The sequence below is a fragment of the Streptomyces sp. NPDC101166 genome (assembly GCF_044768125.1).
In the GTDB taxonomy this organism is placed as follows: domain Bacteria; phylum Actinomycetota; class Actinomycetes; order Streptomycetales; family Streptomycetaceae; genus Streptomyces.
This window is the reverse complement of sequence record NZ_JBIWPF010000008.1, coordinates 296,495-318,425: the sequence shown is the minus strand read 5'-3', so window position 1 is coordinate 318,425 and position 21,931 is coordinate 296,495. Positions and strand designations below refer to the sequence as shown.

Sequence of the window (21,931 nt, the reverse complement as noted above, 5' to 3'; positions counted from 1 at the left end):
CGGCTATCACTGCCGCAGACGGGGTATCAACATATCTGGCGTTGATTTTTGGCACGCTGTTGAGTTCTCAAGGAACGGACGCTTCCTTTGTACTCGCCCGAGAGACTCTCTCAGGCTTTCCTCCGGGCGCTTCCCTTCGGTCTTGCGTTTCCGACTCTATCAGATCTTTTCTCGATCCGATTTCCTCGGTGCTTTCCAGGTTCCCGCTTTTGTTTCGCGGTTTCCTTTCCGGCGGTTCCGACTTTATCAGAAGTTCTGAGTCGGATTTCCCGCCCCTCCGGGGAGTGGTCCAGACATGCACGAGGCGGCTGGGTTCCCGTTCAGGCGGAGCCGTAAACGTACTGGAGCGGAGCGCCCCGATGCAAATCGAGGGGCTCCGCTCCAGGTGTACGCGTCCTGACGGCCGTTGAGGGACCGGACGGTCCGTCAGACCTCCACGACGACCGGGAGGATCATCGGCCGGCGCCGGTAGGAGTCCGAGACCCACTTGCCCAGGGTGCGGCGGATGAGCTGCTGCAGCTGGTGGGGTTCCACGACGCCGTCCTGAGCCGAGCGTTCCAGGACTTCGGTGATCTTCGGGATGACGCCCGCGAACGCCGAGTCCTCGATGCCCGAACCGCGGGCCTGGACGTGCGGACCACCGGTGATCTTGCCGGTCGAGGAGTCCATCACCACGAAGACGGAGATGATGCCCTCGTCGCCCAGGATCTTCCGGTCCTTCAGGGCGGGCTCGCCCACATCGCCGACCGAGAGGCCGTCGACGTACACGTACCCCGCCTGGACCTTGCCCGCGATCTTGGCCTTGCCCTCGATGAGGTCGACGACGACGCCGTCCTCGGCGATGACGATGCGGTCGTGCGGGACCCCGGTCAAGGCGCCCAGCTCGGCGTTGGCCCGCAGATGGCGCCACTCGCCGTGGACCGGCATCAGGTTCTTCGGCCGGCAGATGTTGTAGAAGTACAGGAGCTCGCCCGCGGACGCGTGGCCGGAGACGTGCACCTTGGCGTTGCCCTTGTGGACGACGTTCGCGCCCCAGCGGGTCAGGCCGTTGATCACGCGGTAGACCGCGTTCTCGTTGCCGGGGATGAGCGACGACGCCAGGATCACCGTGTCGCCGTCGACGATGCGGATCTGGTGGTCGCGGTTGGCCATCCGGGACAGGGCGGCCATCGGTTCGCCCTGGGAACCCGTGCAGACCAGGACCACCTCGTGGTCCGGCAGGTCGTCCAGGCTCCTGACGTCGACGACCAGGCCCGGCGGGATCTTCAGATAGCCGAGGTCCCGGGCGATGCCCATGTTGCGGACCATCGAGCGTCCGACGAAGGCCACCCTGCGGCCGTACTCGTGCGCCGCGTCCAGGATCTGCTGGATGCGGTGGACGTGGCTCGCGAAGCTCGCCACGATGATCCGCTTGTTGGCGTTGGCGAAGACCTGGCGCAGGACGTTGGAGATCTCCCGCTCCGGTGGGACGAACCCCGGGACCTCGGCGTTCGTCGAGTCGGAGAGAAGCAGGTCGATGCCTTCTTCGCTCAGTCGTGCGAACGCGTGCAGGTCCGTGAGGCGGCTGTCCAGCGGAAGCTGGTCCATCTTGAAGTCGCCGGTGTGGACCACCATGCCGGCCGGCGTGCGGACGGCCACGGCGAGGGCGTCGGGGATGGAGTGGTTGACGGCGATGAACTCGCAGTCGAACGGGCCGATGCGCTCGCGGTTCCCCTCGGCCACCTCGAGGGTGTACGGGCGGATGCGGTGCTCCTGGAGCTTCGCCTCGATCAGGGCGAGGGTCAGCTTGGAGCCGATCAGCGGGATGTCCGGCTTCTCCCGGAGGAGATAGGGGACGGCGCCGATGTGGTCCTCGTGGCCGTGGGTGAGGACGATGCCCTCGACGGCGTCGAGGCGGTCCCGGATGGACGAGAAGTCCGGCAGGATCAGGTCGATCCCGGGCTGCTCCTCCTCGGGGAAGAGCACGCCGCAGTCGACGATCAGAAGACGGCCGCCGTACTCGAGGACCGTCATGTTGCGGCCGATCTCGCCGAGGCCGCCGAGCGGGGTGACCCGCAGACCACCTTCGGGAAGCGGCGGGGGCGGGCCCAGTTCAGGGTGCGGATGACTCAAAAGACTCTCCTCAACCATGCGCGCCACGTACCGGTGGGCACGTGGCGCGTATGACGTTCGTGCAGAAGCAGTTGTCGTGGTGATGTGCAGGCACCGGTGGCCTGCCGTATTCAGTTGTGCGGTGTTCAGTTGTGAAGTCCGATGTCAGAGCTGTACCCCGCCCGCGGCAAGATCGATCTTGAGCTGCTCGGTCTCTTCCGCGGTGAGTTCCATCAGGGGCGCGCGCAGCGGTCCGGCGGGCAGGCCCTGGAGGGCGAGCGCGGCCTTCGTGGTCATGACGCCCTGGGTGCGGAACATGCCGGTGTAGACGGGGAGCAGCTTCTGGTGGATCTCCGTGGCCTTCTGGACGTCGCCGGCGGTGAAGGCGTCCACGAGCGCGCGCAGGTCCGGGGTGACGACATGGCCGACGACGGAGACGAAGCCGACCGCGCCGACGGAGAGCAGCGGCAGGTTGAGCATGTCGTCGCCGGAGTACCAGGCGAGGCCGGACTGGGCGATGGCCCAGCTGGCGCGGCCGAGGTCGCCCTTGGCGTCCTTGTTGGCGACGATGCGCGGGTGGGCGGCGAGGCGGACGAGCGTCTCGGTGTTGATCGGGACGCCGCTGCGGCCGGGGATGTCGTAGAGCATGACCGGCAGCTCGGTGGCGTCGGCGACGGTCGTGAAGTGGCGGTACAGGCCCTCTTGCGGGGGCTTGTTGTAGTACGGGGTGACGACCAGGAGGCCGTGTGCGCCCGCCTGCTGCGCCGCGCGCGCCAGCTGGATGCTGTGGTGGGTGTCGTTGGTGCCGACGCCGGCCACGATGTGGGCCCGGTCTCCGACGGCCTCCAGGACGGCTCGTACCAGGTCCGCTTTCTCCGCGTCGGTGGTCGTGGGGGACTCGCCGGTGGTGCCGTTGACGATCAGGCCGTCGTTGCCTGCGTCCACCAGGTGGGTGGCGAGCCGCTGAGCGCCGTCGAGGTCGAGTGCGCCGTCCGCCGTGAAGGGCGTGACCATGGCGGTGAGGACCCGCCCGAAGGGGGTCTGCGGAGTGGAGGTCGGAGCCATGGGTAACACGCTACTCGTTGCTCAGGGCAGGGTCTGCCCTCGGGGCAGGCGGCAAGTCGTGACAAATGTGGAGCCCGGCACTGCCTGCTCGGGGGTTCAAGCAGTGCCGGGTCCGTTTGATCAGGCTAGATGAACTTCTCTAAATGCCGCAATACGGACACTTCGCCAGGCTGATCCGCACATACGTCTCCCGCTGCGTGGCGGTCAAGGGGCGACACGGCCGTTGGCGTTGAAAGCGGCGTGGGTGAGGGGCATGAGCCTCGCCCACTCGGCCTCCATCCGCTCGCCCACCATCTCGATCTCCCGCTGCGGGAAGGACGGGACCTTCGCCAGCTCGTGCTGGGTGCGCAGGCCGAGGAAGTGCATCAGGGAGCGCGCGTTGCAGGTCGCGTACATCGAGGAGAACAGGCCCACGGGGAGCACCGCGCGGGCCACCTCCCGGGCGACGCCGGCGGCGAGCATCTCCTGGTAGGCGTCGTAGGCCTGCCGGTAGGAGTCCTCCATGGTGCGGGCCACCAGCTCCTGCTGGTCCTCGGTGCCCTCGACGAAGACGTACTTGCCGGGCCGGCCCTGCTGGACGAGCTTGCGGGAGGCGTCGGGGACGTAGAAGACGGGCTGGAGCTCGCGGTAGCGGCCGCTCTCCTCGTTGTAGGACCAGCCCACGCGGTGCCGCATGAACTCGCGGAAGACGAAGATCGGGGCGCTGATGAAGAAGGTCATCGAGTTGTGCTCGAAGGGGCTGCCGTGGCGGTCCCGCATCAGGTAGTTGATCAGGCCCTTCGAGCGCTCCGGGTCCTTCTGCAGCTCGTCCAGGGACTGCTCGCCGGCGGTGGAGACACGGGCGGCCCACAGCACGTCGGAGTCGGAGGCGCTGTGCTTGACCAGCTCGACGGTGACGTCGCTGCGAGTGTGGATCTTGGTGTCGTCGGCGGGCCTGTCGGTCACGGTGCGGAGGTCCTTCCAGGGGCGGCTTGCGAGCGGCGCCAACTCTACGGGGGTCCGGGGCGGGCGGGCGGGCCGGGGCACGCGGGCGGTCGATGGCCCGACGCGAGAATTTTTTTCCGGAAGTCTCGTGACATGGGGCACCTTTTCGGGCACCCGACCGTCTGAATCAGTGGCAGCGCCCACTCGTCATCGGTGGCGGCGTCCACTCGGTCACGCAGTTCGTCTACCCAAGGAGGAAGAACCCACCATGTTCCGTCGGCGCGAGCCCGTCCCCTTCGCCTTCGTCGCCGAAGCCGACACGTTCCGCAGTAACGTGGCCCCTCCGCCGCCGGAGCCGTCCTCCGCCGGACAGATAGCCGGGCGCTGGCTCCTGGCCCTCACCATCGTGGCCGCGCTGGTGGGCTCCCTGGTCATCGGGATGCCGGCGCTGAGCCTCGACCACACCGCGCCGTCCCAGCAGTCCCAGGCCTCGAAGGCCTCCGAGGGGCGCTGACGCCATCCGGCCCCCCGCAGGTGGTGAGCGGGGACACAGGCGGATAACCTCACCGGGCACAGCCCCAGCATGGATCGAGTGAGGACCAGCCGTGCCCCTGCCCTTCTTGACGGCCGACCGCGCATCCGAGGCAGCGGACGTCGCGTTGCCCTTCGAGGATCGTGAGCGCTGGCGGCGCCCCTACCGTCCGGGGCCCTGGCGGGTCGCCGTGGCCGCGCTGAGTCTGCTGATCGCCTCGTACGTGCTGCTCGCCGCGGTGGTGATCGGGCTGACCGGTTCGCCGAGCGAGGCCGGTGCGGTGTTCGGACTCTCGCTGCTGGTGATCGCCGCCGCGCTGCGGCTGCTGCGGATGGGCGTGTGGGTGAGCGAGCGCGGGCTGCGGCACGCGAGGTTCTTCCTGACCCGCACGGTGACCTGGAACCAGGTCGCTGCCGTGCGTACGGTGCAGCAGCCGGTGCGCTGGCTGGGACTGCCGCGGACGCTGCAGGGCCAGGCCCTGACGCTCGTACGCCGGGACGGGTCCCCGCAGGACGCCGTGCCGTTGCTGACCACGCACGGGGCGGACTTCCTGGGGCGGATCGAGGCGTTCGACCGGGCGGCGGACACGGTCGAGGCGTGGGCCGACGAGTACCGGCGGCCCTGAGGGTTCTTCCCGGCAAGCGGCGGGCCCGGCCGGCGTCAGCGACGCCGGCCGGGCCCGCCGCTTGTGTGCGTCCGGACGGTCGGGCTGCCCCGCGTCAGCGTGACGCCTGGTGCAGCGTGATCGCTCGTTGCATCGCCTTGCGGGCCCGCGGGGTGTCGCGGGCGTCGTGGTAGGCGACGGCGAGGCGGAACCAGCTGCGCCAGTCGTCGGGGGCGTCCTCCGTCTCGGCCTTGCGGCGGGCGAACACCGCGTCGGCGGAGTCGCGGTCGATACGGCCGCTGGGGGTGCGCTCCAGCTCGTCGACGGGCAGACCGCCCTCGGCGTCGAGTTCGGCGGCGAGCTGGTTGGCCCTGCGGACGAACTGGGTGTTCTTCCACAGGAACCACACGCCGATGACCGGCAGGATCAGCACCGCCACGCCGAAGGTGACGGTCAGCAGCGTGCCGGCCCGGATGAGCATGACGCCGCGGCTGCCGACCAGGACGAAGTAGAAGACCAGGACGGCGGCCGTGAGGGCGTAGGAGAGCTTGGCGCGCATGACGGTGGGACTCAGTTCAGGTCGAGGAAGTGTTCCAGGCCGAAGGTGAGGCCCGGGGTCGACACCACCCGGCGGGCGCCCAGCAGGATGCCGGGCATGAAGCTGGTGTGATGCAGGGAGTCGTGCCGGATGGTCAGGGTCTCGCCCTCGCCGCCCAGCAGGACCTCCTGGTGGGCGAGGAGCCCGCGCAGCCGCACGGCGTGGACGGGGACACCGTCGACGTCCGCGCCGCGGGCGCCGTCCAGGGCGGTGGTGGTGGCGTCGGGGGCGGGGGCGGAGCCGGCCGCGCGGCGGGCCTCGGCGATGAGCTGGGCGGTGCGCGTGGCGGTGCCGGAGGGGGCGTCCACCTTGTTCGGGTGGTGCAGCTCCACGACCTCGACCGACTCGAACCAGGGCGCGGCGATCTGCGCGAACTTCATGGTCAGCACGGCACCGATGGAGAAGTTCGGCGCGATGAGCACACCGGTCTCCGGGGACTGCGCCAGCCAGCCCTTGAGCTGCGCGAGGCGTTCGTCGGTCCAGCCCGTGGTGCCGACCACGGCGTGGATGCCGTGCCGTACGCAGAAGTCGAGGTTGCCCATGACCGAGCCCGGGGTCGTCAGTTCGACGACGACCTGGGCGCCGGTCTCCGCCAGGGTCTCCAGTTTGTCGCCCCGGCTCAGGGCGGCCACCAGCTTCATGTCCTCGGCGGCCTCGACCGCCCGGACCGCCTCGGAACCGATGCGGCCCTGTGCGCCGAGGACCGCCACGCGCAGCTTGCTCATGTCTTGCTTCCTTACCGAAGGTGACTTCCGAGGATGTCCGCCGTGGCCGGAGCGGGTGTCAGGCCACGGCCTCGTGCAGACGGGAGGCCTGCTTGTCCTTGAGCGGGCCGATGACCGACAGCGAGGGGCGCCGCCCCAGGACGTCGCGGGCCACCGCGCGGACCTCGTCCGGGGTGACGGCCGCTATCCGGGTCAGCATCTCGTCGACGGACATCTGCTCGCCCCAGCACAGCTCACTCTTGCCGATGCGGTTCATGAGCGCACCGGTGTCCTCCAGGCCGAGGACGGTGGAGCCCTTGAGCTGGCCGACGGCGCGGGCGATCTCGTCGTCGGACAGGCCGTGCTCGGCGACGTGGTCGAGTTCGTCGCGGCAGATCTTCAGCACGTCGTGCACCTGGCTGGGCCGGCAGCCGGCGTACACGCCGAACAGGCCGCAGTCGGCGAAGCCGGAGGTGTACGAGTACACGCTGTAGGCCAGGCCGCGCTTCTCGCGGACCTCCTGGAAGAGGCGCGAGGACATGCCTCCGCCGAGCGCGGTGTTCAGGACGCCCAGCGCCCAGCGCCGGTCGTCGGTGCGGGCGAGGCCGGGCATGCCGAGGACGACGTGGGCCTGCTCGGTCTTGCGGCCGATCAGCTCCACTCGGCCGGCGGTGCGCAGGGCGCGTCGTCCGTCGCGCGGGGCGAGGGGGGTGGCGTCGGGGTCTCCGAGGGCGCCCGCCTTCTCGAAGGCGGCGCGGACCTGGCGTACGACCTTGTTGTGGTCGACGTTGCCGGCCGCGGCGACGACGAGGTGGGTGGGGTCGTAGTGCTTCTTGTAGAAGCGGCGGATGCGGTCGGCGGTGAGGGCGTTGACCGTGTCGACGGTGCCGAGGACGGGGCGGCCGAGGGGGTTGTCGCCGAACATCGTGTACGCGAACAGGTCGTGCACGCAGTCGCCGGGGTCGTCCTCGGTCATGGCGATCTCTTCGAGGATCGCGCCGCGCTCGACGTCGACGTCCTCCTCGCGGATCAGCGAGCCGGTGAGCATGTCGCAGACGACGTCTATGGCGAGCGGCAGGTCGGCGTCGAGCACGCGCGCGTAGTAGCACGTGTACTCCTTGGCCGTGAACGCGTTCATCTCGCCGCCGACCGCGTCGACGGCGGCCGAGATGTCCAGGGCGCTGCGGCGGGAGGTGCCCTTGAAGAGCAGGTGCTCCAGGTAGTGCGTCGCGCCGTTCAGCGCGGGCGTCTCGTCGCGGGAGCCGACGTGCGCCCAGATGCCGAAGGTCGCGGAGCGCACCGAGGGGAGGGTCTCGGTGACGATGCGCAGGCCGCCCGGGAGGGTCGTCTTGCGGACCGTGCCGATGCCGTCGTCGCCCTTGATGAGGGTTTGGGTACGGGCGACGGCCCGCGCCTTGGTGGAGGTGCGGGCCGTCGCCTTGGAGCCATGGGACGTCACTGGTCGGCGTCGTCCTTCTTGTCGTCAGAGGCTGCTTCGTCCTCGCCCTCGATCACGGGGATGAGGGAGAGCTTGCCGCGGGAGTCGATCTCGGCGATCTCGACCTGGACCTTCTGGCCCACGCCGACGACGTCCTCGACGTTCTCCACGCGCTTGCCGCCGGCGAGCTTGCGGATCTGCGAGATGTGCAGCAGACCGTCCTTGCCCGGCAGCAGCGACACGAACGCGCCGAACGTGGTCGTCTTGACGACCGTGCCCAGGTAGCGCTCGCCGACCTCCGGCATGGTCGGGTTGGCGATGCCGTTGATCGTGGCGCGGGCGGCCTCGGCGGCCGGACCGTCGGCGGCACCGATGTAGATGGTGCCGTCGTCCTCGATCGTGATCTCGGCGCCGGTGTCCTCCTGGATCTGGTTGATCATCTTGCCCTTCGGGCCGATGACCTCGCCGATCTTGTCGACCGGGATCTTCACGGTGATGATCCGCGGCGCGTTGGGGGACATCTCGTCCGGCGTGTCGATCGCTTCCATCATCACGTCGAGGATGTGGAGGCGGGCGTCACGGGCCTGCTTGAGGGCGGCGGCCAGGACGGAGGCGGGGATGCCGTCCAGCTTGGTGTCGAGCTGGAGGGCGGTGACGAACTCCTTGGTGCCGGCGACCTTGAAGTCCATGTCGCCGAAGGCGTCCTCCGCACCGAGGATGTCGGTGAGGGTGACGTAGTGCGTCTCGCCGTCGATCTCCTGGGAGATCAGGCCCATGGCGATACCGGCGACGGGGGCCTTCAGCGGCACACCGGCGTTCAGCAGCGACATGGTGGAGGCGCAGACCGAGCCCATGGACGTCGAGCCGTTGGAGCTCAGCGCCTCGGAGACCTGGCGGATCGCGTAGGGGAACTCCTCGCGGGTCGGCAGGACGGGCACGAGGGCGCGCTCGGCGAGGGCGCCGTGGCCGATCTCGCGGCGCTTGGGGGAGCCGACGCGGCCGGTCTCGCCGGTGGAGTACGGCGGGAAGTTGTAGTTGTGCATGTAGCGCTTGCGGGTCACCGGGGAGAGGGTGTCCAGCTGCTGCTCCATGCGGAGCATGTTGAGGGTGGTGACGCCCAGGATCTGGGTCTCGCCACGCTCGAACACCGCGGAGCCGTGCACGCGCGGGATGGCCTCGACCTCGGCGGCCAGCGTGCGGATGTCGGTGACACCGCGGCCGTCGATGCGCTTCTTCTCCTTGATGACGCGCTCACGGACCAGGGTCTTGGTCAGCGAGCGGTACGCGGCGGAGATCTCCTTCTCGCGGCCCTCGAACTGCGGCAGGAGCTTCTCGGCGGCGAGCGCCTTGACGCGGTCCAGCTCGGACTCGCGCTCCTGCTTGCCGGCGATCGTCAGCGCGGAGGCGAGCTCCGGCTTGACGGCGGCGGCCAGCGCCTCCAGGACGTCGTCCTGGTAGTCGAGGAAGATCGGGAACTCGCCGGTGGGCTTGGCGGCCTTGGCGGCGAGGTCGGCCTGGGCCTTGCAGAGCACCTTGATGAAGGGCTTCGCGGCCTCGAGGCCGGCGGCGACGATCTCCTCGGTGGGGGCCTCGGAGCCGCCCTTGACCAGCTGGATCGTCTTCTCGGTGGCCTCGGCCTCGACCATCATGATCGCGACGTCGCCGTCCTCCAGGACGCGGCCCGCGACGACCATGTCGAAGACGGCGTCCTCGAGCTCGGTGTGCGTCGGGAAGGCCACCCACTGGCCGCGGATCAGCGCGACGCGGACGCCGCCGATCGGGCCGGAGAAGGGCAGGCCGGCCAGCTGCGTGGACGCGGACGCGGCGTTGATCGCGACGACGTCGTACAGGTGGTCGGGGTTGAGCGCCATGATGGTGGCGACGACCTGGATCTCGTTGCGCAGGCCCTTCTTGAAGGACGGGCGCAGCGGGCGGTCGATGAGGCGGCAGGTGAGGATGGCGTCCTCGGAGGGGCGGCCCTCACGGCGGAAGAAGCTGCCGGGGATCTTGCCGGCGGCGTACATCCGCTCCTCGACGTCCACCGTCAGGGGGAAGAAGTCGAGCTGGTCCTTGGGGTTCTTGGAGGCGGTGGTGGCCGACAGCACCATGGTGTCGTCGTCCAGGTAGGCCACGGCGGAGCCGGCGGCCTGCTTGGCCAGGCGGCCCGTCTCGAAGCGGATGGTGCGGGTACCGAAGGCGCCGTTGTCGATGACGGCCTCGGCGTAGTGGGTCTCGTTCTCCACTAGCGTTTTCTCCGTTACTTGTCGTCTTTCGTCCCGTCCGCCCGTGTGGCGGTGGGACGGTGCGGAGAAGCGCTCCGTCTGGTGCGGGCCGGTCTTCGATCGAAGCACCCGGGGCTCGTCGCCCGGGGGCCACTACCGAGGACCGGCGGCGGCGCGGTGCGCTCCTCCTGTGTCGTGTGTGTCGTCCGTATTGCGTTGTGCTACCACACTACAAAGCGCGAGTGACACTCCGCATGTTCCCGTCCGACGGATGCGTGCGGACGACCGTGTCCGTCGGCTTGTGCGTACGGACTTGTCCGTACGACTGTATGTACGGCAAAGGGAGCGGCCCCCGATCGTCACGGGAACCGCTCCCTTCACGGCGTCTTACTTGGCGCCGGCCGCACCGCGGCGGATGCCGAGGCGGTCGACCAGCGCACGGAAGCGCTGGATGTCCTTCTTCGCCAGGTACTGCAGCAGGCGACGGCGCTGACCGACGAGGATCAGCAGACCCCGGCGGGAGTGGTGGTCGTGCTTGTGGGTCTTGAGGTGCTCGGTCAGGTCGGAGATCCGACGGGACAGCATGGCGACCTGGACCTCGGGGGAGCCGGTGTCGCCCTCCTTGGTACCGAACTCGGAGATGATCTGCTTCTTCACTGCGGCGTCGAGCGGCACGCGTACTCCTCAATAGTGTGAACAGCCACCGAGTGCCCCCGGTCTGCGTCTCGGGGGAGCTTCCGTACTCGGGAGGCGGGGATCCGCTGGGCGCGTCCTCCAGTGCCGAAGGGCTCCGGGGGTGCGTACACAAACGGCCGAGACACAGCGTACCAGCAGGCCGGGACCACCCTGGCCGCGGCCTGCGAATCCCGCCGCCGGGCCGGGCGCCGCCGCTAGGCTCGACCGCTGGATCACCCATACGTCGGGAAGGGGTCGCTTCGCCATGGCGGAGGAAGTGAACGAGGACGTCAAGGCCCGCAAGGAACGCGAGCGTGACGAGCTGTACGCGCTCGACATCTACGGCGTCGAATGGCACTGCGCACCGGGCACGGAGCAGCACGAGGAGCGCGTGGAGATCGCGTACCTTCCCGAGGGCGCCGTGGCGATGAGGTCGTCGCTCGACCCGGAGACCGTGCTGCGCTACACGGAGGCGGAGTGGCGCGCCTTCGTCCTGGGGGCCCGCGACGGAGAGTTCGACCTGGAGCCGGCGCCGCACAACGGGGGGCTGGACGCGCAGACGTGACGACGACGGGGCGGGGAGCCCGGCTCCGCGCCGGCCTCCCCGCCCCGTGGCGTTCGTGGGTCAGGGCTGCGGCTTCCTGGCCGCGGCGCCCTTCGGACGACCGCGGTCAGCCGGTCATCGACCGGACGGACGCGTACACGTCGAAGACGGCCAGTGCCAGCGGCACCAGGGTCAGCAGGACGAAGCCCTCGGCGATCTCCATGAAGCGCCCCCAGAACGGGGTGAGGCCGCCTCTCGACGCGATCAGGCCGATCGCGGTGATGAGCGCGGACGCCACCGCGATGGCGGCGACCAGCCAGATCGTGCGGACGTCGAGGTCGGTGTGGTCGCCGGTGAGGGCGTCCCGGAAGGCCGACCGGGGCGGGTTGAGCGCCAGTCCCAGTCCCAGCAGGACGAGCGAGCCCAGTCCCGCGGCCAGGAGCGGGGCGACCTGGGCGGTGTACCGGAAGAGACCGGCCCGCATCAGCAGCGCGATGCCCACGGCCAGTGCGAGCAGTTGGGCCCAGAGATCGTCCGAGAAGCCGAGGACCGCACTGGAGCCGACCGCGAGCACGGCGCAGCCGCCGACCAGGCCGACGAGCAGTTCGTGCCCGCGACGGGCCTGAGCGGTGATCCGCTCGACGTCGACCGGTTCCTGCGGGGCCGGGTCGGCGCCGTATGCGCTGCGGGGGGCGGTGTCCGGGGCGTCGAACCCGATCGGTAGCCGGGCGAAGCGCATGGACAGGCCGGGGAGGAAGGCGAGTGCGCCCACGGCGACAGGCGCGCACAGGGCAGCGGTCTCGGCCGGCGACCAGTGCGCGAGGATCGCCGCGAACACCGCCGCCAGGGCGACGGCGGAGGCGAAGACACCGGCGACGAACGGCGCGTCGCCGCCCGGGGAGCAGAAGGTGAGGATCACCGTGGCGAGCAGCACCGCCGCGCAGGCGAGCAGGAACTGAAGCTTGCCGATGCCCTGGCCGTCGGCGAGGGACAGGAGCCCCGAACCGGCCACGCCCACGTTCGGCAGCGCGCCGAGCCCGAGGGCGATGGTCGAGGCCCGGTCGTCGTAGACGCGTGCCCGTACGCAGGCGAGAGCGACCAGGAGAACGCCGGTGACCGCGGCGAGGACTCCGGGCAGGGAGTGCATGTCGTGGCGGGGGTCGCCCATCCAGGCGACGAAGGCGAGCAGGGCCGGCAGGACTCCCCCGCCGACGAGGCCGGCCGCGCGGGTCAGGTCGCCGCTCCACAGGGTGTGCTCCCGCGTCACGGCAGAGGCGATCACCTCGGACACGTCGTCGTGGACGGCCGGAGGCAGTGACTCGGAGAACGGGCGCAGCGTGAGGAGCTCGCCGTCCAGGATGTGCTGGGCGGCGAAGGAGCGCGAGCCGTCGAGCACCCTGCCGTCCCGGCGGACCAGGTGGTAGCCGACCGGGGCGCCCTCGGCCGGGCTCTGCCGGGAGAGCCTGAGGATCTCGGGGTACAGGTCGACGACGGGGACGTCGTCGGGCAGTGCCACGTCGATCCTGCTGTCGGGCGCGACGATCGTGACCCGGCAGAAGCCGAGGCCCGTACCGGAGGCGCCTGTTCCCTGTCCCCCTCCGGTGGCTGCCGCGGAGGCCGTGATGCTCACCTGCTGCTCCCCCTCAGTGATGGTTTCGCGTCGGCGGTGTGAAAGTCGTGCACGCCGGTCCGTGGCCCCGCACGGCCGATGAATCCGGCGGGGCGACGAAACAGTCGTCGTCGAACGGCCGCGGAGCGCCGGAACGTGCTGTGACCTGGCCGAACCGTGCGGACCCGCACGGCCCGCGTCACATGTGCTCACGCGAACATCCGGCACCCTACCTTCCCCCGGTCGTGCGCGAAGTCAGTAGGATCACGCGGCGGCCTGCGTCCGCCTGACACGGGGTGGCGGACGATTACTTTCCCGGGGCCGCTAGGGGATTGGTGAGCAGTGAGCCACATCGTCGTGAAGCGCCCTGCCCGGTCGCTGCCGTCCGAGGTGCCCACGGGCGAGATCGCGGTTCAGCCCCCGCCGGAACTGCCGCGGGGTCATCAGGAGAGCGTGCTGATGCAACTCCTGCCGACTCTCGGCATGGGCGGGTCGGTCGTCTTCTTCTTCACGAGCGGGCAACCGTTCATGAGGATCATGGGCATGGTCATGATCGCCTCGACGATCGCCATGTCGATCGCGATGGTGGTGCGCTTCCGCCGCGGCTCCCAGGGACAACTGGCGGACCTGCGCCGTGACTACCTGGGTTACCTGGCGCAGACCCGCCGTACGACGCTGGACACCGCGAGGGCGCAGCGGGACGCGCAGTACTACCTCCACCCCTCCCCGGAACAGCTGTGGGCGCTGGTCGCCGAGGGCAGCCGGGTGTGGGAACGGCGGCCTGGTGACGACGACTTCGCACAGGTCCGCATCGGTCTCGGCCCCCAGGGACTCGCCACACCTCTGCTCGCGCCCGAGACCGGGCCCGTCCAGCAGCTGGAGCCGCTCACCGCGGGCGCCCTGCAACGCTTCCTCGCCGTCCACGGCACGGTGGAGGACCTGCCGATGGCCGTCTCGCTGCGCGCCTTCTATCACGTGACCCTCAGCGGCGAGTCGCAGTCCGTGAGGGCCTGCGCCCGTGCCTTGGCTGGGTCGTTGGCCGCGCTGCACTCCCCCGAGGATCTCGTCCTCGTGGTGGCCGCGGGCCGGGAGGAGCTGGCGCACTGGGAGTGGGCGAAGTGGCTGCCGCACGCGCAGTCGCCGAACACCATGGACGGCGCCGGCAGCCGCCGGCTGATCGGCGCCGATCCACGCGAGTTGGAGAACCTGATCGCCCCCCGGCTCACCGGCCGTCCCCGTTTCCATCCCCATGCCACGCCGCTGCCGGACGAGCCGCACATCGTCGTTCTGCTCGACGGCCTCTCCCTCCCCGCGGACTCGCACCTGGCCAACCCCGAGGGCCTCCAGGGCGTGACGGTCCTCGAGATCCTGCCCGGTGAACCGACCACCGTCAGCAGTGAGTTGAACATCGCCGTGCAACCCGGAGCGCTGCATCTGGAGTCGGGACACGGCGCGGTCTACGAGGGGACGCCCGACGTTCTGTCGTACGAGTCCGCCGAGGTTCTCGCGCGTCAACTCGCGCCGCTGCGCATGGCGTCCGGCGGGGACGACGACGAACCGCTGCTGGCGAAGCTGGAGTTCACCGACCTGTTGAACCTCGGCGACGCGGCCTCCGTCGACCCCCGGCGCACCTGGCGGCCCCGGTCGCTGGCGGAGCGGCTGCGGGTGCCGATCGGCGTCGGGGAGGACGGCCGGCCCGTCATGCTCGACCTCAAGGAGGCGGCGCAGGAAGGCATGGGCCCGCACGGTCTGTGCGTGGGCGCGACCGGCTCCGGCAAGTCGGAGCTGTTGCGCACCCTGGTGCTCGGCCTTGCGGTCACCCACTCCTCGGAGACCCTGAACTTCGTCCTCGCCGACTTCAAGGGCGGCGCGACCTTCGCCGGAATGGCGCAGATGCCGCATGTCGCGGCCGTCATCACCAACTTGGCGGACGATCTGACCCTGGTCGACCGGATGGGCGACTCCATCCGCGGTGAGCTCAACCGCCGTCAGGAGATGCTGCGGGACGCGGGCAACTACGCCAACATCCACGACTACGAGAAGGCGCGGGCGGCGGGAGCCCCGCTCCAGCCGATCCCGTCACTCGTCGTGGTGATCGACGAGTTCAGCGAACTGCTGACCGCCAAGCCGGACTTCATCGAGATGTTCGTCCAGATCGGCCGCATCGGCCGCTCGCTCGGCGTGCACCTGCTGCTGGCCTCGCAGCGCTTGGAGGAGGGCCGGCTGCGCGGGCTGGAGACCTACCTGTCGTACCGCATCGGTCTGCGGACGTTCTCCGCGGCGGAGTCGCGTGCCGCGCTGGGCGTCCCCGACGCCTACGAGCTGCCGAACGTGCCGGGTTCCGGGTTCCTGAAGTTCGGCACGGACGAGATGGTGCGGTTCAAGGCGGCCTACGTCTCCGGCGTCTACCGTTCGGGCCCGCAGCGGGCGGCGGCGGGGACAGGCCCGCTGCCGGTGGACCGGCGGCCGGTGCTGTTCACGGCGGCCGAGGTGCCGGTGCGGTACGCGCAGGTGCCCCAGCAGCGGACCGCCCAGGGTGATCCCGAGATCGACGAGGCCCTCGCGGACACGGTGCTGGACGTGATCGTGCGCCGGCTGGAGGCGCAGGGCCCGTCGGCGCACCAGGTGTGGCTGCCGCCGCTGGACAGCCCGCCGTCGCTCGACGCTCTCCTGCCGGGACTCGCCGCGGTGGAGGGCCGCGGTCTGACGCAGCCGGGCTACGAGGGGGCGGGGCGTCTGGTCGTGCCGGTCGGTCTCGTCGACAAGCCCTACGAGCAGCGCCGCGACGCCCTCTGGGTGGACTTCTCCGGCGCGGCCGGCCACATGCAGATCCTCGGCGGCCCGCAGTCCGGCAAGTCGACCCTGCTGCGGGCGCTGATCTGCTCCTTCGCGCTGACCCACACGCCGTACGAGGTGCAGTTCTACGGCCTCGACTTCGGCGGTGGCGGCATGGCGTCGGTGGCCGGGCTGCCGCATGTGGGCGGGGTGGCCTCACGGCTGGACCCGGAACGCGTGCGGCGCACGGTCGCCGAGGTGTACGGCGTGATGACCCGCCGCGAGGAGTACTTCCGTTCGGCGGGCATCGCCTCGATCGGCGACTTCCGGACACGGCGGGCGCGAGGCGAGATCTCGGTCGCCGACCAGCCCTGGGGCGATGTCTTCCTGGTCATCGACGGCTGGGGCAACTTCCGCACGGACTACGACGCCCTGGAGCCGATCGTCCTGGAGATGGCGGCCCGGGGCCTCGGTTACGGCATCCACGTCGTCGTCACGGCCTCGCGCTCGATGGAGGTCCGGGCGAACATGAAGGACCACCTGATGAACCGCCTGGAACTGCGGCTCGGCGACACCATGGACTCCGAGCTGGACCGCAAGGTCGCCGCGAACGTCCCCACGGGCGTGCCCGGCCGCGGTCAGACGCCGCAGAAGCTGCACTTCATGGCGGCGGTGCCGCGTATCGACGGGCTCGCCTCGGACACGGACCTCGCGGACGCCACGCAGGCGTTGGCGACGGAGGTGAGCCGCCACTGGCAGGCGCCGCCGGCTCCGGAGGTCCGGCTGCTGCCCCGCGAGTTCCCGGCCTCGGACCTGCCGCCCGGCGGCCGTCTCCCCCGGCAGGGCGTCGCCTTCGCCCTCGACGAGAACAATCTGGCACCGGTCTTCGTGGACTTCGAGACCGACCCGTTCTTCCTCGTCTTCGGCGAGAGCGAGTCGGGCAAGTCCAACCTGCTGCGCCTGCTCATCAAGCAGCTGACGGAACGCTACTCCGGCGACGAGTGCAAGCTGTTCGTGGTCGACAACCGTCGCTCGCTGCTGGACGTCACGCCGTCCTCGCACCTGGCCGAGTACATCCCGATGTCCAACTCCATGGACCATCACATGTCCGCGCTGGCCAACCTGATGGAGCGCCGCACGCCCACGGCGGAGGTGACGGCACGGCAGCTGCGGGACCGCAGTTGGTGGCAGGGGCCGACGGTGTTCGTCGTCATCGACGACTACGACCTCGTGGCCACGTCCAGCGGCAACCCTCTGGCGGGGCTCACGGAGATGCTGCCCTTCTCCCGGGACGTGGGCGTGCGCTTCATCATCGCGCGCTCCACGGCCGGCGCGGGACGCGCCTCCTACGAGGGCTTCATGCAGCGCATCAAGGAACTGGGCGCTCAGGGCGTGGTCCTCGCCGGCGACCCGTCGGAGGGGGACCTCCTCGGCGGAGTCCGAGCCCGCCCGATGCCCGCGGGCCGCGGGATCTTCGTGTCGCGACGGAGGGGGAAGCCGTTGGTGCAGGTGGGTCTTGTGCAGGAGGACTCGTCCTGACGGCACGGAGGTCGGCAGCGTTGACATGTTGCCGTCCGGCCGCCGAGGGCAGCTACTCGATGGAACTGACCCGTCTCACGGACGGGCAGCACGGGGACACGGGGAAGAGGTTCGCGCATGGCGTGGGACGAGTGGGAAGAGTTGAAAACGGAGGCTGCTGCGGGCGGCGCGCCTCGGATGCAGCTGAATCAGCTGGATCCCGGAAGCGGGCCCGTGCGCCCCGCGCCGGATCCCGGTCAGTACGGCGAACTGAAGGCGAGCCAGGGCGACCTGGCAGTGATCGGTTCTCACGCGTTCGATCTCTACAACGACTTGTGGAACAAGGGGCGTCGAGCGGTCCCCACCAGCGAGAGCGCCGCCGGCAAGCTCAGCAGCGCCGGTTTCGCCCTGGGCCGCGCGCTCCAGCACGTCGCCCTGCGCTGGGACGTGCAGCTCGGCTCTCTCAGGGACGCGTGTGCGCATATTTCCAACCACATGGCCGTCACGAAGAAGCTGCACGCAGGCGACGACCACTACATCCGACGACAGATGAGCAGCATCGACGTGCTGGACGCGGGCTTCGACGAACGCGTCGGCGATCCCGGCAAGCCCAACGCGGTGTACGGCGAGAAGGATGACAAGAAGGGCAACAAGGACTGATGGATCTCGACGCCCTCAGAACCGCTGACTTCAGTCTGCTCGACGACACCGTCAACGACTGGTCGACGATGGTCGACGACTTGCAAACACTGATGGAAGCCGCCGAGAAAGGACTCCATCAGGCCGCCAACAAGGCGAACTGGGCTGGGTACAACGCCACGGTGTCAAGGGAGTTCATCGGCAAGACCGCTGGTGAGTTCGCGGACGCTCACAGTCAGGCATCGTCCGTTCACAAGATCCTCAAGGACACGCGGGACGAACTGAAGAGCTACAAAGGTCAACTGAACGACGCCCTTGAGCGGGGTCGCCAGAAGAACCTGACCGTTCTCGGCTATGAGGGCGGGTTCACCGTCACCTCGAACGTTCCGCCGGAGGGCCGCGCCCAACAGGACGAGGATCACGCGGGTGAGATCACTGCTCTGCGTGACGAGATCCAGAAGATTCTCCAAAAGGCCGACGAAAGCGACAGTTCAGCCAGCAGTGTCCTGCTGGCCATCGCCGACCAGAGCAAACTGGGCTTCTCGGACGTCGACTACAGTGACAGGGATTCGGCGGCCAAGGCCCTCAAGGACGCCGATGAACTGGCCGAGTTGGCGAGCAAGAATCCCGAAGACCTCACACCCACGGAGTTCGACAGGCTCAACCGGGGCTTGAAAGAGCACGCGGCGGACGAGCTCTTCGCAGCTCGCTTCGCCACCCGCTTGGGCGCAGAAGGCACTCTCGACTTCTGGACGGGCCTCAACGACCCGCACGTCGCCTGGAAACTGGGACAGCAGCGGGCCGATCAGTACGACGACTTGCAGAAGAACCTTGGTCTTACCCTCGCGAGCGCTTCACAGAGCGACAGCGCTGACATGACCGCATGGAAGTCCAGCATGATCGATCTGGCCGACAAGCCCGTAGGCCGCAACGGCGGCTTCCCTCTCGGGGGCCAAGTCATGACCAACCTGATGCGGTGGGGCGACTTCGACGACCGATTCCTCGTCGGTTACGGCGAGAAGCTGATGGAAACGGAAAAGAAGTTCACGGGCAACGGCCGCCACGGCGCCTGGGCCCGCACGGGCGGCGACCCGCTCCTGAACCGCACGGGGACCGACTCTGGGTGGGACCCGATGACCGGGTATCTCAAGGCCCTTTCGAACAACCCCGACGCGGCCACGGACTTCTTCAACGGAACCTTCGTCACCAAGGACGAAGACCATGACTTCACCCAGGACACAGACGGCGACGGCAAGCAAGGCAACCGTTCCCTCACCAACTTCGACTACCTCTTCGAAGAACGCGACTGGCCGCTGGACCAGGACGACAAGGGCGAGGACAGCATCGCCGGGCGGAACTACATGGCTGCTGCGCTGGAAGCAGCCACCACGGGCCACCCGGCCGGGGAGATGCCGACGGCGGACACGCCACCTCACAACGCCGGCCAGTCCAGGCTGATGGAAAGCCTGGTGGCATCGATCGGAGACGATCCGGAGCGACTGACGAAGCACAGCTACATGTCCGACAGCATCGGCCAGATCACTTCGGAGTACTTGCCGGACATCAATCGGGCCACAGCGGACGCGCCTGAGGGCAATACGAGTGTGGAGCGCCTCTTCCCGATCGCCGGGGCAGCAGCCGATCTGAAGCACGCTGATGTCAGCCGCTTCCTCATCGCCGTGGGGCAGAACCCGGAAGGCTATGCAGCGATCGAGGTCAGCCAGAAAACCTACATGGCCAGCCTCATGGACTACCACCTCAACCCCGACTTGCCTGAGGGCCAGCGCTACGGCCAGAGTGCCGAGGACACCGTCAAGGAGATCTCACGCAGATCGGGTGAGATCGGCGGCACCCTCGCAATCGCTCGTCAAGAGGCTGTGTTGGGGCCAGCCGGTGAGCAGGACGGCGACTTCGGAACCGCAGTGAACCAGAAGAAAAATCTCATTGCCGGCACAGTCGGCACCCTCACCGGTGTGGGCACATCCTTCCTCGCCAGCCCCGCTGTGGGTGCCGGCGTCGGCGGTGCGGCCGGGACCGTGACCAGCATGGTGTTGGAGCAGTTCTTCAAGGACTCCGAGCCCGAGTTCCGCAAGGAGTTGGGGACGGACATTGCTGAACGCTGGGAAAACTCCAAGGACGCCAATACAGCAATGAGTCACAACGCGGCTCTGGCTGCGTCTAATGCTCACAACTCGCCATACTCCGAAAAGGTCGAGGAGTGGACGCGCGTCGGCACAAATGACGGTTTCAACGATGCATCCACTGCTGGCCACCACATGGCTAAAGACATGGAGACGGAGATCCCTGACTGACCCCAACGCCCGGGAACCCGGCGGAAAGCCGAATGGGCGCGAAGGTTCCTTCCTCTGCCTGCTGTCCGAGCGTCCCTCACTACCCGAGCAAAGGGCCCCCGTGAAGAAGAACCGCAACGCCGCGCGGCCGAAGGTTCACATCGCCCTCGCATCTGTCGCCGCAATGACCGCTTTGCTGTCGGCCGCCGCGTGCTCGCCGTCCGACAAAAAGTACACGGTGCCTGAGTCGCTCTGCGGAATCGACGTTCCACAGAGCCTGCTGAAGCCGCTTCTCCCGGAGGGGGAAACACTGACGGAACATCCGGAGTCCTCGGGAAGCACCAAGCGCTGCCGTATTCATATCGACGGCAACTCCGTCCTTTCCGTCAGCACCGAACGCTGGGAAGACGAGACGACAGCGAACGATGTCGCCCAGGCCGCTCTCGCCGTCGATCCGCAGGATGCGCAGAGCGACAAAGGGCGATACATCTACTCGGCGACCGGAGCGGTCGGCAAGGTCGACTGCGCCAAGGCCGAGGCTGCCCACGCGCCACTGTGGGCGTCGGTCAGGGTGACGCACGACAAAGCGAAGGCGGCGGACATGCTCAAGCTCATAAAGGCATACGCAGCTGCCGTCGGCGATTCACAGGAGTGCATCCAATGAGAGCCGCGGGCGGGTGCTTGTCGGGGTGTCCCTGAACTTACAGTAACGCGAGGCTTTCTACTTCAGCGGCCACACACCGCCGGTGATTCCATTGTGTCGCGCGAAGCAAAGATCCAGGACCTTCCGAAAAGATCTGGAATTTTCCCGGTCCCCGTGCGAGCCGACGGACAGGCGGCAACTCGCGGGCTCCCGACGGCTGGTACGTCGTCCGGTGCGCAGCCGTGGAGCAGTGAGGGTGGGCACCTCCCGTGCGTGCCCACCCTGTTCGGTTCTGCTTCTGCTTGTCACATGAAGTAGCTGGCGCCCTTCAGGTCGCCGCCGCGGTAGTCACCGCCGGCGGTGTGGACCTGCTTCGAGATCTGGACGAGCGCCTGGTGGATGCCACGGGCGTGGGTGTCCCACTGCTTGGACTTCTTCTGGAACTCCTCGTACGCCTCGCCACCCCAGCCGGAGGAGACCTTGAGCACGGCCTGCTTCAGAGCCTCGAGATCGTCCTCGAGCTTCTTGGCCTGGTCGCCGAGCTCGGTGGCGAGCGCGTCCATGGTGCCGTAGGTGACGGCGAGCTCGTCGTAGTGGGCTCCGGACATGATTCCCTCGTTTCCTTGAAGATGTCGACCGGACTACGCGGTCCGGACAGCCGTGCGACGCAATGCCGCCACCGGCTCGTCAGTAGCTGTTGAGCGCCGAGGTCTTGCCGCCGAGATCCTGCACCTGGATCTGCTTGAGGTCCGCCTCGATCTGGTCCTCGAGATTGCGCTTGTCGGTCTTGTTCATGTGGATGCCCTCGAGGAAGTCGTCGAGCATCTTGCCGATCCCGACCATGTGGCCGTTGATCTCCGTCTGCTTCGCGTTGAATGCGTTGGCGCCCTGGCCCGTCCAGGCCCTCTCGATCATGTCGATCGTGCCCTGCAGCTTCGCGAGCGACTGGCGGATGTTGTCGTACCGATCGATGACTTCCGTCTGAAGCTTCTGTACATCGCCGTCATTGAGCTTGCGGTCGACCATGGGGCACTCCCTTTCCTGAGAGCTGTGCTGGGT

General features: G+C 68.7%; 18 protein-coding genes. 7 read left to right on the top strand and 11 right to left on the bottom strand.

The features are described from left to right. Window positions 1-426: 426 nt before the first annotated feature. The 3 genes from ACIRS4_RS17370 to thyX form a co-directional block, all read right to left on the bottom strand. On the bottom strand, window positions 427-2,112 hold the full coding sequence (locus ACIRS4_RS17370) for a ribonuclease J (RefSeq protein WP_404196135.1): 1,686 nt from the start codon (window positions 2,110-2,112) through the stop codon (window positions 427-429). 144 nt (window positions 2,113-2,256) lie between these two features. Further along, a complete protein-coding gene (gene dapA / locus ACIRS4_RS17365; protein ID WP_404196133.1) occupies window positions 2,257-3,156 on the bottom strand; it encodes a 4-hydroxy-tetrahydrodipicolinate synthase in 900 nt (299 codons plus the stop codon). A 204-nt stretch (window positions 3,157-3,360) separates the two neighbouring features. Next, window positions 3,361-4,101, bottom strand: a complete 741-nt coding sequence (gene thyX, locus ACIRS4_RS17360) for an FAD-dependent thymidylate synthase (protein ID WP_404196130.1) — start codon at window positions 4,099-4,101, stop codon at window positions 3,361-3,363. A 247-nt stretch (window positions 4,102-4,348) separates the two neighbouring features. On the opposite strand from thyX, the gene ACIRS4_RS17355 reads away from it, so the two are divergent. Both ACIRS4_RS17355 and ACIRS4_RS17350 read left to right on the top strand, forming a co-directional pair. Then, entirely contained in the window at window positions 4,349-4,594 is a 246-nt protein-coding gene (locus ACIRS4_RS17355; protein WP_404196128.1) for a hypothetical protein, read from the top strand. 91 nt (window positions 4,595-4,685) lie between these two features. Beyond that, window positions 4,686-5,237 carry a hypothetical protein gene (locus tag ACIRS4_RS17350; protein ID WP_404196126.1) on the top strand — a complete coding sequence of 184 codons (552 nt, stop codon included), beginning with the start codon at window positions 4,686-4,688 and terminating at the stop codon, window positions 5,235-5,237. Window positions 5,238-5,331: 94 nt separating this feature from the next. Here ACIRS4_RS17350 and ACIRS4_RS17345 read toward each other — a convergent pair whose 3' ends face one another. The 5 genes from ACIRS4_RS17345 to rpsO form a co-directional block, all read right to left on the bottom strand. After that, on the bottom strand, window positions 5,332-5,775 hold the full coding sequence (locus ACIRS4_RS17345; RefSeq protein WP_130444872.1) for a hypothetical protein: 444 nt from the start codon (window positions 5,773-5,775) through the stop codon (window positions 5,332-5,334). Between the two features lie 11 nt (window positions 5,776-5,786). Further along, a complete protein-coding gene (gene dapB / locus ACIRS4_RS17340; protein WP_404196124.1) occupies window positions 5,787-6,539 on the bottom strand; it encodes a 4-hydroxy-tetrahydrodipicolinate reductase in 753 nt (250 codons plus the stop codon). A 58-nt stretch (window positions 6,540-6,597) separates the two neighbouring features. After that, window positions 6,598-7,977 (bottom strand): M16 family metallopeptidase, encoded by a 1,380-nt coding sequence (locus ACIRS4_RS17335; protein WP_404196122.1) that lies wholly within the window; start codon window positions 7,975-7,977, stop codon window positions 6,598-6,600. Further along, on the bottom strand, window positions 7,974-10,199 hold the full coding sequence (locus ACIRS4_RS17330; RefSeq protein ID WP_404196119.1) for a polyribonucleotide nucleotidyltransferase: 2,226 nt from the start codon (window positions 10,197-10,199) through the stop codon (window positions 7,974-7,976). Before ACIRS4_RS17330 ends, ACIRS4_RS17335 begins: the two co-directional genes overlap by 4 nt. A 366-nt stretch (window positions 10,200-10,565) precedes the next feature. Further along, window positions 10,566-10,853, bottom strand: a complete 288-nt coding sequence (gene rpsO / locus ACIRS4_RS17325) for a 30S ribosomal protein S15 (RefSeq protein WP_404196116.1) — start codon at window positions 10,851-10,853, stop codon at window positions 10,566-10,568. Between the two features lie 265 nt (window positions 10,854-11,118). Between rpsO and ACIRS4_RS17320 the strand changes: the two genes are divergently transcribed. Further along, window positions 11,119-11,418, top strand: a complete 300-nt coding sequence (locus ACIRS4_RS17320; protein WP_404196114.1) for a DUF397 domain-containing protein — start codon at window positions 11,119-11,121, stop codon at window positions 11,416-11,418. Window positions 11,419-11,524: 106 nt separating this feature from the next. Here the strand turns inward: ACIRS4_RS17320 and eccD are convergent, their stop codons facing one another. Further along, window positions 11,525-13,027, bottom strand: a complete 1,503-nt coding sequence (gene eccD, locus ACIRS4_RS17315; RefSeq protein ID WP_404196111.1) for a type VII secretion integral membrane protein EccD — start codon at window positions 13,025-13,027, stop codon at window positions 11,525-11,527. A 321-nt stretch (window positions 13,028-13,348) separates the two neighbouring features. Here eccD and eccCa point away from each other — a divergent pair, with 321 nt between their 5' ends. The 4 genes from eccCa to ACIRS4_RS17295 all read left to right on the top strand — a co-directional run bounded on the left by eccCa (window position 13,349) and on the right by ACIRS4_RS17295 (window position 20,893). After that, window positions 13,349-17,320, top strand: a complete 3,972-nt coding sequence (gene eccCa / locus ACIRS4_RS17310; protein ID WP_404196108.1) for a type VII secretion protein EccCa — start codon at window positions 13,349-13,351, stop codon at window positions 17,318-17,320. Between the two features lie 117 nt (window positions 17,321-17,437). Continuing rightward, window positions 17,438-17,959, top strand: a complete 522-nt coding sequence (locus tag ACIRS4_RS17305) for a hypothetical protein (RefSeq protein ID WP_404196105.1) — start codon at window positions 17,438-17,440, stop codon at window positions 17,957-17,959. After that, entirely contained in the window at window positions 17,959-20,250 is a 2,292-nt protein-coding gene (locus tag ACIRS4_RS17300) for a hypothetical protein (RefSeq protein ID WP_404196103.1), read from the top strand. The genes ACIRS4_RS17305 and ACIRS4_RS17300 overlap by 1 nt, the downstream gene beginning before the upstream one ends. Window positions 20,251-20,350: 100 nt before the next feature. Beyond that, window positions 20,351-20,893, top strand: a complete 543-nt coding sequence (locus ACIRS4_RS17295; RefSeq protein ID WP_404196100.1) for a hypothetical protein — start codon at window positions 20,351-20,353, stop codon at window positions 20,891-20,893. Window positions 20,894-21,177: 284 nt separating this feature from the next. On the opposite strand, the gene ACIRS4_RS17290 is transcribed toward ACIRS4_RS17295, so the two are convergent. Then, window positions 21,178-21,480 (bottom strand): WXG100 family type VII secretion target, encoded by a 303-nt coding sequence (locus ACIRS4_RS17290; RefSeq protein WP_404196097.1) that lies wholly within the window; start codon window positions 21,478-21,480, stop codon window positions 21,178-21,180. Window positions 21,481-21,559: 79 nt separating this feature from the next. Then, a complete protein-coding gene (locus ACIRS4_RS17285; protein ID WP_404196095.1) occupies window positions 21,560-21,898 on the bottom strand; it encodes a WXG100 family type VII secretion target in 339 nt (112 codons plus the stop codon). Between the last annotated feature and the right edge of the window lie 33 nt (window positions 21,899-21,931).